Genomic DNA, 10055 nt, shown 5'->3' with positions numbered 1-10055 from the left:
TTCTTCACCGTGGTGGTGATATCGCCTGCGGCCGAACCCTTTCCGGGCACGGTCGGGGTGTCCCAGCTCGCCCCGGCATCGAGCGCGCCGCCGACCTGCAGGCCGGGCACGGCGCTGAGCGTCTTGTCCTTGGTGGTGGTGTTCTTGTAGGTGATGTCGATGCGCACCTTCGCGCCGCCGAACTCGTCCGGTGTGACGGTGGCCTTGTCGACGGTGATCTCGAAGCCCTCGTACCAGCCGGTCTTGCCGATGGTGCGCACGGCCGACTTCGACGTATTGCCGCCCGCCTTGGCGTCGGTGGGCTGATTCGCACCGCCCGCCGCCGTCGTCACCGACGCCACCGGCGTGCCCTTGACGTCCTTGTCATTGCACGCCGTCATCAGCACGGCCGAGGTCGCGATCAGTACCGCCGCTCCGACGGTGGTGAATTTCGAGCGCATGGCTGCCTCCCCTGTTTCGCCATAAGAGTTTCCTACGCCCGGCAACTCCGGGCGAGTGATTCGCCATGAAATCCACCCCGCGACCGGGCGCGTTAACCGTAGCGGCAGGCAAGGAAACCGCAACTCGAAAACACTATGCACTGAATTGCATAGTACGGTCCGTAGCAGTTATCCTGACGACCATGGCCCTCGAACACGCGCTCCTGGTATCGCTGACCGAACGCGCCAGCTCGGGGTACGACCTGGCCCAGCGCTTCGACAAGTCCATCGGCTTCTTCTGGAACGCTACCCACCAGCAGATCTACCGCGTGCTCAAGCGCATGGACGAGCAGGGCTGGGTGGTCGCGGAGACGGTCCCGCAGGAGGGCCGCCCCGACAAGAAGGTCTACACCGTGTCCGAGGCGGGCCTGGACGAATTGATCCGCTGGATCGGCGAGCCCATCGAACTCGAGCCCATGCGCAACGAGATGGGCGTGAAGCTGCGGGCGGCCTCGCTCGGCGATATCTCCGGGATCATCGCCGAGATCAAGCGCCACCGCGATCAGCACGAGCACCGGCTCGACCTGTACCGCGCCTTCGAGAAGAAGGACTATCCCGCGCCGGATCAGCTCTCCGGCAAGAAACTGCACCTGTACCTGGTTCTCCGCGGCGGCATCCGCGTCGAGGAGGGAATCATCGACTGGTGCGACGAAGTACTCGACGCCTTGAAGCGCGACACAGCCCGGTCGCAGGCGTCCGAACCGAAAGGCACTCAGCGATGAGCGCGTACCCGCACCTGTTCGAACCCCTGGACCTGGGATTCACCACGCTGCGCAACCGCGTGGTCATGGGTTCCATGCACACCGGCCTCGAGGATCGGGCCTGGCACATCAACCGACTGGCCGCCTACTTCGCCGAGCGCGCCAAAGGCGGTGTGGGCCTGATCATCACGGGCGGCTACGCCCCCAACCGCACCGGCTGGCTGCTGCCCTTCGGCGCGAAGCTGACCAACAAGACCGAGGCCTACCGGCACCGGGCGATCACCAAGGCGGTGCACGCCGAGGGCGGCAAGATCGCGCTGCAGATCCTGCATGCGGGCCGCTATTCCTATATGCCGACCAGTGTTTCGGCCTCGGCCATCAAGGCCCCGATCAACCCGTTCAAGCCGCGCGCGCTGTCGGGCAAGGGCGTCGAGGAGACCATCGACGATTACGCGCGCTGCGCTTCGCTGGCCAAGCTCGCCGGGTACGACGGCGTCGAGATCATGGGTGGTGAAGGGTATTTCATCAACCAGTTCCTGGCCGAGCGCACCAACAAGCGCAAGGACAAGTGGGGCGGGTCGCCGGAGAACCGCCGCCGCATCGCCGGTGAGATCGTGCGCCGGGTGCGCAAGGCGGTCGGCCCGGACTTCATCATCGTATTCCGTTTGTCCATGGCCGATTTCGTGGAGAATGGTCAGACCTGGGACGAGATCGCCGCCGTCGCAAAGGATGTGGAGGCCGCGGGGGCCACCATCATCAATACCGATATCGGCTGGCACGAGGCCCGGGTGCCCACCATCGTCACCTCGGTGCCGCGCGCGGCGTTCGTGGAATGGACCGCGAAGGTCAAGGACATCGTGGACATCCCGGTGTGCGCGTCCAACCGCATCAATATGCCCGAGACCGCCGAGGAGATCCTCACCCGCGGCGATTCGGACCTGGTGTCGCTGGCCCGCCCGCTGCTCGCCGACCCGGAGTGGGCGCGCAAGGCGCAGGACGCGCGGACCGATGAGATCAATACCTGCATCGCCTGCAACCAGGCCTGCCTGGACCACGCCTTCCAGGCGAAAACCGTTTCCTGCCTGCTGAATCCGCGCGCCGGACACGAGACCGAGCTGAAGCTGCTGCCGACGCGGCGGACGCGGAAGTTCGCGGTCGTGGGCGCGGGTCCGGCCGGTTTGTCGGCCGCGGTCAGCCTGGCGCAGCGCGGGCATCACGTGGACCTGTTCGAGGCCGACGACAAGATCGGCGGGCAGTTCGATATCGCGCGGCGCATTCCGGGCAAGGAAGAGTTCAGCGAGACCATCCGCTACTACACGCGGCAGATCGAGATCACCGGTGTGCGTTTGCATCTGGGGACCCAGGCGACCGCCGAGCAGCTCATCGCGGGCGGCTACGACGAGATCATCCTGGCCACCGGCGTGAAGCCGCGCATCCCCGCCATCCCGGGCATCGATCACCCGAAGGTGCTGACCTACGCCGAACTGGTGCGCGAGGGCAAGCCGGTCGGCAAGAAGGTGGCGGTCATCGGCGCGGGCGGCATCGGATTCGATGTCAGCGAATTCCTCACCGTCGACGGGCATCCCAGCCTCAAGCTCGACGAGTGGAAGGAGGAGTGGGGCGTCTCCGACGATCCCAACGTGCCCGGGTTCGTCACCACCCCCAAGCCCTCCCCCGCCGCGCGCGAAGTCGTACTGCTGCAGCGCAAGTCGTCCTCGTTCGGCAAGGACCTGGGCAAGACCTCGGGCTGGGTGCACCGGGCCGCGGTCAAGGCCAAGGGCGTCGAGCAGATCGGCGGGGTCAACTACGAGCGCATCGACGATCGCGGGCTGCACATCAGCTTCGGTGAGAAGCGGCAGCGTCCGCAGGTCATCGAATGCGACAACGTGATCCTGTGCGCCGGACAGGAATCCGTGCGCGATCTGCAGGAGCCGCTGGTGACCGCGGGCGTCAAGGTGCATCTCATCGGCGGCGCGGACCTGGCCGCCGAGCTGGACGCCAAGCGCGCCATCAACCAGGGCACCCGCCTGGCGGCGGAGCTGTAGTGCCGAACCTCACCCGCCTGGGGCTGCCCGGAGACGAGCGGTCCTGGGCGGCACTGGGTTTCACGGTTCGCGACGATCGGATCCGGATCGGTGCGGTCGACTGCGTGCTGGGCGAGGCCGCCTGGGGTTTCGACGAAACCCACGCCGCTCCGGATGCTCTCGGCGTCGCGTACCTGGATTCCGAACCGGCCGAGAACGATTGGCCGTCCACGCACGCCAATGGCGTCACGACCGTCGACCACGTCGTCTACTGGGTTCCCGACCTGGACGACGCGGTCACGAATCTCAATGCCGTGCTGGGTGTTCCGCCGCGCCGCCGGTTCTTCCCGCGCGGGCCGCAGGGGCCGGAGATGGCGTTCTACCGCGTCGGTGAGCCCTTCATCGAGGCGGTCACCTCGGGACTGCCGCCCGCGCTGGTGGGCGTCGCCTTCCTGTGTCCCGATCTGGATGCCACCGTGGCCGCCGTGCGCGCCGCGGGCGGTCCCATCGGCGATCCCAAACCGGCCGTCCAGGGCGGCCGCATCGCCAGCGTCTGGCATGGACATCTGACCTGGGGCATCGCCTTCATGGAGCCGAAAAAGACAGGGGTATAGTCCCTCACGTTTCGCCACGTTTCGCCACCTGATCTGCATCGATCCAAGGAGACGAGCACCATGGCATCACCCCGCAAGACCTTCGCGCTCGTGGGCTCCGCCCTCGCCGGCGGCGCTTTGCTCAGCTTCACCCCGTTCACCCCGACCGCCACCGCCAGCACGGTCTGCAACGGCGGCAATCTGACCGTCACCACCAGCCCCATCGGTGAGATGGACATGCCGGTGAACGGCAATCTCAGCGGCACCCTGACCGGTTGTGACGTGCAGGGCTTCCAAGGCACCTTCACCGGCACCGGCAGCTGCAACGACGTCCAGGTCAATGTGGACGCGGATCTGATCTGGGCCAACGGCGACAAGACCCACGTCACCGGGCCGTTCCATGTGCCCGGCGGTCCCACTCCGCCCGGAACCAGCAATACGCTGCAGGCGACCTCGGGCCCCGACGCGGGCTCGAACATCATCGTGAACACCGGGCCGATCGACAACCCGCCGTCGCTGGTTGGGCCGTGTCTGTCCGCGAGCGCGCGCAGCATCACCATTCCGTTCCAGTCGGTCATCATCGGCTGAAACCGACCCTCCCGAAAGGCCCCGTCGAATCCGGCGGGGCCTTCGTCGTCTCGGAATGACCTATACGGCAACCGATTCAGATGGTCGGAGTTGTCGTACCGCCCTGTCATGATCGCGAGGCACCATAAATCGATCTTGGGGGAGGAACTCTCAATGCACCTGTCTCGTAAAGCCGCCCTCGCGATGGTGGCCTCGACCACCACCGCACTGTTCGTCGGCGGTGCGGGCACCGCGCATGCCGCCGCCGACCTCTACGGCGCGATCGCCGTCGGCGATGACGGCTACTACTACAACTTCGGCACCACCTGGAACTACCCCGATCAGGGCAGCGCGGACGCCGACGCCATCAAGGAGTGCGGGGTCTCCAACTGCTACGTGAAGGTCCGGTTCATGAACGGCTGCGCCGCCATCGCCAACCGCGACGGCAACCTGTTCACCGGCCTGGGTCCCACCAAGGCGATTGCCGAGCGCAACGCCATCGCCGCCAGCGGCACGAGCCCGAACCCGCTGCTGGTCAGCCTCGGCAGCGCCGAGCCGAGCGAAGTGCACATCAGCGAATCGCAGTGCACCGGCAACGCCGGCTGACCGATACCGCCACGGGGTGAGGCCCGGGGCGGGGTGTGGGTAGGCTGCGATGTCGTGAGCCTGCCTGCACCCACCGCCGACAATCGCGCCGTCGTCACCGGATCCTCCTCCGGGATCGGCGTCGCCCTCGCCGAAGAGCTTGCCTCGCGGGGCTACTCCCTGATCCTCGTCGCCCGGCGCGGCGATCTGCTGGCCGAGCTGGCGCAGCGGCTGACCGAGCGGTACGGCATCACCGCCGAGGTGCGCGCGGTGGATCTGTCCGACCGCGACCAGCGCACCCCGCTGGCCAAGGAACTGGCCGCGCGCGATATCGCCATCCTGTGCAACAACGCCGGCGTCGCCACCTTCGGGCCGCTGTCCAAGCTGGATCTGGACTACGAGCGCGACATCATGGAACTGAATGCCGTTGCGGTGCACGATCTCACGCTGGCGGTGCTGCCCGGCATGCTGGAGCGGCGCGCGGGCGGCATCATGATCACCGGGTCCGCGGCGGGCAATATGCCGATTCCGCACAACACCACGTATTCGGCGAGCAAGGCGTTCGTCAACACCTTCTCCGAGTCGCTGCGCGGCGAACTCAAGGGCACCGGCGTGCATGTCACGCTGCTGGCGCCCGGACCGGTGCGCACCGACAATCCGGACCAGGAGGAGATGGGCAACAAGATCCCGGAGTTCATCTGGGTCACCGCCGCCCACACCGCCAAGATCACCATCGACGCGCTCGCCCGCAACAAGATGCGCGTGGTTCCGGGCCTGATCAGCAAGGGTATGAGCCTGGCCGGGCAGTTCGGGCCGCGCTCGATCACCTCGGTGGTGGCCGGGGCCGCCTACAAGAAACTGGGCGAGTGACAACCGCGGCGGAGCCGCGTATTCATTCAGCCAAGGTCAACATCGCGTAAGGATCCGCGCGAGCATCGTCAAGGCCGCGTAGCCGGATGTACCCGTGCCTTGCGGACCGGCGTAGTCCTGAGATCGGCCCCGCAGAAGAGAAAGCGGGGACGCCCACAGGAGATGCCTTGACGCTGCTCGAGATCTTTCCGTCGCTGCGTGACGGGGGCATGACGCCCCGGCTCGACCCGGCCATCTGGCCCCGGGACACCCACTACGACGGCGACGGACGCATCACCGTCGGCGGGGTGGCGCTGGCCGATATCGCCGATCAGTACGGCACCCCGACCTACGTCCTGGACGAGGGCGAGGTGCGCGGGCGCTGCCAGGAATACCGCAAGCGGTTCCCCGACGCCGAGATCATCTACGCGGGCAAGGCGCTACTCACCCGCGCGGTGGCCGAATGGATCACCGACGAGGGGCTGTCGCTGGACGTGTGTTCGGCGGGGGAACTGGCGGTGGCGCTGGCAGCATGGGCCGATCCACGGCGAATCGTGCTGCACGGCAACGGGAAACCGTTCGCCGAGCTGGAGACGGCCATCAACTGCGGGGTGGGGCGCATCGTCGTCGACTCCCCCACCGAGATCACGCTGCTGTCCGCGCTGGCGAATCGGCCGCAGCGAGTGCTGATCCGGGTGACTCCCGATATCGACGTACACGGGCACCCGGCGGTACGCACCGGGGTCACCGATCAGAAGTTCGGGTTCCCGATCGGCGGGCAGGCGGTCTGGGAGGCGGTGGATCGCATTGTGCGGCAACCGAATCTGGAGCTGGCCGGGCTGCACTGCCACATCGGGTCGCAGATCCACGACACCTTCCCCTATGGCGAGGCCGTGCGGCGGATGATCGGCGAAATGGCACGCATCCGTGACGAATTCGACATCACGCTGACCGAGCTCGATCTCGGGGGCGGGCACGCGGTCGCCTATCGCGGCGGGGACGCGGAAATGAATCTGGCCGAGCTGGCCGACATCATCGAGGACTCGCTCGACGCGGCGTGCGCGCGGCACGGATTCCCCAGGCCCCGAATCGCTTTGGAGCCCGGCCGGGCGGTGGTCGCCCGCGCGGGCGTCACCCTCTACCGAGTGCTGTCGGTCAAGCACGTGGAGGACGGCCACACCTACGTGACGGTGGACGGCGGCATGAGCGACAACCCGCGCGTGGCCCTCTACGGTGCGCGCTACGACGCCGTCGTGGTCAACCGCCACCCCACCGGTCCGCACATGACCGCCACCATCGCGGGCCGCCACTGCGAGGCCGGCGACATCCTCGCCCACGACGTCCGCCTCCCCGCCGACCTCCGCCCCGGCGAAGTCCTGGCCATGCCCTGCACCGGCGCCTACCACCACAGCCTGGCCTCCTCCTACAACGGCATCGGCCGCCCACCCATCATCGCCGTCACCGAGGGCCGCACCCGCGAACTGATCCGCCGAGAAACCATCGACGACCTGATGTGCCGCGAGATGGGCTGCTGAGGTATCCGGCCGCGGCATAACGCCCCAGCCATCCCGGCTGCCGCAGAAAGCCCGCCCCGTCATTCCGGCGCGTTTTTGGCCGGAATCCACCACCGTGGCTGTGGATCCCGGCCAAAACATGCCGGGATGACGGGGGTGCTGCTGCCGGACAAGGAGCTGGTTGTCAGCGTTTGCGGGTGCCGAAGATGCTGCGGCTGATTTCGCGGCCGGCGACGGTGGCAGCCGAGCGGAGGAGGTTCTTGAAGGCAGGGTTGTTGACGATCTTCTCCGCCATGGACTCCGGCTCGGGTGCGGCCTTCGTCGAGCGCGAGGACCTGGCCGGGGGCTCCTCCTCCGCCTGCTGCTGGGCGGCGGCCAACTTCTCGGCCAGGATCTCGTAGGCGGAATCCGCGTCGACCGTGGTGCCGTACTTGCCGTACAGCGTGGATTGCTGTGCGCGAGCGCGGATCTGGTCGTCGCCGATGGTGTCCATGAGCGAGCGCGGCGGCTGCATGCGCGCCCAGGCCACCGGGGTGGGTGCGCCCTTCTCCGACAGCACCGTCACGATGGCCTCACCGATGCCCAGTGAGGTGAGCGCCTTTTCGAGATCGTAGGTCGCCGTCTTCGGGTAGGTGCGGACCGTCTTGGACAGTGCCGCTTGATCTTCCGGCGTGAACGCACGCAGCGCGTGCTGGATGCGCGCACCCAGCTGGGAGAGCACCTGATTCGGGATGTCGGTGGGCAGCTGGGTGCAGAAGAAGACACCCACACCCTTGGAGCGGATCAGCTTGACGGTCTGCTCGACCTGATTGAGGAACGCCTTGGACGCGCCGTTGAACAGCAGGTGCGCCTCGTCGAAGATGAACACCAGCTTGGGTTTGTCCATATCACCGACCTCGGGCAAGGTCTGGAACAGGTCGGCCAGCACCCACATCAGGAAGGTCGAGAACATCTGCGGGCGGGCCGCCTGCGCGCCCAGCTCGAACAGGGTGATGACGCCCTGGCCGCCCATGGTGCGCATCAGATCGGCCGGATCCAGTTCGGGCTCACCGAAGAACGTGTCACCGCCGTCGGCCTCCAGATTCACCAGCGCGCGCAGGATCACACCCGCGGTCTGCGCGGAGACGCCGCCGATCCCCTTGAGATCCTCCTTGCCCTCCGGGCTGGTGAGGAACTGGATGACGGCACGCAGGTCCTTCAGATCCAGCAGCGGGAAGCCGTTCTGGTCCGACCAGTGGAAGATCAGGCCGAGGGTGGATTCCTGAGTCTCATTGAGCCCCAACGCCTTACTGAGCAGAATCGGCCCGAACGAGGTGATGGTGGCGCGGATCGGCACGCCAATGCCCTCGGTGCCCAGCGAGACGAACTCACACGGGAACCCCTGCGGCTTCCAGTCCGCGTCGCCGGTTTCCTGTGCGCGGGTGAGCAGTTTGTCGTTGGACTGGCCCGGCTGCGACAGCCCCGAGAGGTCGCCCTTGATGTCGGCCACCACGACCGGCACGCCCGCCGCCGAGAGCTGCTCGGCGATCCCCTGCACGGTCTTGGTCTTACCGGTACCGGTGGCGCCCGCGACCAGACCGTGGCGGTTCATGGTCTTCATCGGAATCCGCACACGCGCATCGGGATGCACGGTGCCGCCGGTGATGACGGTGCCGAGTTCGAGTGCCAGCCCCTCCATCGCATAGCCCGCCGCGATCTCCTGCGCGGCCGCCTCGTCCTTGTCACCCGAACCGGCCGGGGCGGCAGTGCTTTTCGGCTTGTCGGCCGCCTTCTCCGCGGCTTCCTGATCGGCCGCTTCCTTTTCCGCCGCTTCCGCCGCGGCCGCCGCTTCGGCCGCGATCCGCGCCGCCTCCTCCGCTGCCTTCCGTGCCGCCGCTGCCTTCTCCTGCGGGGTGGTCATCGCGCTTCCTCCGTCTGCTCTGCCAACTGCGACTGCCCTGCGAACTGCTCGGAACTGCCCAACCAACATGCCGACCGCTCGTTATGCGCGGATCTGGAGAGAACGATACTGCCCGGTCGCGCAGGTGAGCGCCCTCGACGCGGCCGGGTACCGGGGGCGAAACACGCGAAAGGTCTAAGGTTTGGCGAGTGTCCGACAAATACGTGGTGTGGATGGATTGCGAGATGACGGGCCTACGGCTCGACAGCGACAAGCTGATCGAGGTGGCCGCGCTCGTGACCGACAGTGACCTCAATATCCTCGGCGAGGGCGTGGACATCGTGATCCACGCCGACGACGCCGCGCTGGCCGCCATGCCGCCGGTGGTGACCGAGATGCACGCCCGCTCCGGGCTCACCGATGAGGTCCGCCGCTCCACCGTGTCGGTCGAGGAAGCCGAGCAGCAGATCCTGGACTACATCAAGCAGTACGTCCCCACCCCGCGCACGGTCCCCCTCGCCGGCAACTCCATCGCCACCGACCGCGGCTTCATCGCCCGCGACATGCCCACCCTCGACGGGCACCTGCACTACCGCATGATCGACGTCAGCTCCATCAAGGAACTGGCCCGCCGCTGGTACCCCCGCATCTACTTCGGCCAGCCGGAAAAGGGCCTCGCCCACCGCGCCCTCGCCGACATCCAAGAATCCATCCGCGAACTCCAGTACTACCGCCGCACCGCCTTCGTCGCTCCCCCCGGCCCCTCCACCGCCGAAATCGCCGCGGTAGCCGCCGACCTCTCCACCCCCGCCGCAACCCCGCCCGAGGCGGGCTAAACCCCACCTGAACAGCCGATTAGGTACT

The 10055-nt window shown here is 67.2% G+C and carries 9 protein-coding genes and 1 pseudogene; 8 read left to right on the top strand and 2 right to left on the bottom strand.

What is annotated here, in order from left to right:
• Positions 1-440: pseudogene (locus ON43_RS09370) on the bottom strand (hypothetical protein); the annotation flags it as partial.
• A gap of 182 nt (positions 441-622) precedes the next feature.
• On the opposite strand from ON43_RS09370, the gene ON43_RS09365 reads away from it, so the two are divergent.
• The 7 genes from ON43_RS09365 to lysA all read left to right on the top strand — a co-directional run bounded on the left by ON43_RS09365 (position 623) and on the right by lysA (position 7333).
• Positions 623-1201, top strand: a complete 579-nt coding sequence (locus ON43_RS09365; protein WP_040805822.1) for a PadR family transcriptional regulator — start codon at positions 623-625, stop codon at positions 1199-1201.
• Complete coding sequence (locus ON43_RS09360) at positions 1198-3225, top strand: NADPH-dependent 2,4-dienoyl-CoA reductase (RefSeq protein ID WP_040805820.1); 2028 nt, start codon at positions 1198-1200, stop codon at positions 3223-3225. The genes ON43_RS09365 and ON43_RS09360 overlap by 4 nt, the downstream gene beginning before the upstream one ends.
• Positions 3225-3818: a VOC family protein gene (locus ON43_RS42320; protein ID WP_051178198.1), complete on the top strand. Its 594-nt coding sequence runs from the start codon at positions 3225-3227 to the stop codon at positions 3816-3818. Before ON43_RS09360 ends, ON43_RS42320 begins: the two co-directional genes overlap by 1 nt.
• A gap of 60 nt (positions 3819-3878) precedes the next feature.
• Positions 3879-4385 carry a hypothetical protein gene (locus tag ON43_RS09350; RefSeq protein WP_040805818.1) on the top strand — a complete coding sequence of 169 codons (507 nt, stop codon included), beginning with the start codon at positions 3879-3881 and terminating at the stop codon, positions 4383-4385.
• Between the two features lie 153 nt (positions 4386-4538).
• On the top strand, positions 4539-4970 hold the full coding sequence (locus tag ON43_RS42315) for a DUF4189 domain-containing protein (RefSeq protein ID WP_051178197.1): 432 nt from the start codon (positions 4539-4541) through the stop codon (positions 4968-4970).
• 54 nt (positions 4971-5024) lie between these two features.
• Positions 5025-5819 (top strand): mycolate reductase, encoded by a 795-nt coding sequence (cmrA, locus tag ON43_RS09340; RefSeq protein ID WP_040805856.1) that lies wholly within the window; start codon positions 5025-5027, stop codon positions 5817-5819.
• A 167-nt stretch (positions 5820-5986) separates the two neighbouring features.
• Positions 5987-7333 carry a diaminopimelate decarboxylase gene (gene lysA / locus ON43_RS09335; RefSeq protein WP_040805816.1) on the top strand — a complete coding sequence of 449 codons (1347 nt, stop codon included), beginning with the start codon at positions 5987-5989 and terminating at the stop codon, positions 7331-7333.
• Positions 7334-7496: 163 nt separating this feature from the next.
• Here lysA and ON43_RS09330 read toward each other — a convergent pair whose 3' ends face one another.
• Positions 7497-9212, bottom strand: a complete 1716-nt coding sequence (locus tag ON43_RS09330) for a helicase HerA-like domain-containing protein (protein ID WP_040805814.1) — start codon at positions 9210-9212, stop codon at positions 7497-7499.
• A 188-nt stretch (positions 9213-9400) separates the two neighbouring features.
• Here ON43_RS09330 and orn point away from each other — a divergent pair, with 188 nt between their 5' ends.
• The gene (gene orn / locus ON43_RS09325; protein ID WP_040805812.1) at positions 9401-10027 is read left to right on the top strand and encodes an oligoribonuclease; all 627 of its coding nucleotides are present in this window, start codon (positions 9401-9403) and stop codon (positions 10025-10027) included.
• Positions 10028-10055 lie beyond the last annotated feature (28 nt).

Source organism: Nocardia concava NBRC 100430 (assembly GCF_000308815.1).
Taxonomy (GTDB): domain Bacteria; phylum Actinomycetota; class Actinomycetes; order Mycobacteriales; family Mycobacteriaceae; genus Nocardia; species Nocardia concava.
The sequence above is the reverse complement of the archived record's forward strand: the minus strand, read 5'-3'. Positions and strand labels throughout refer to the sequence as shown.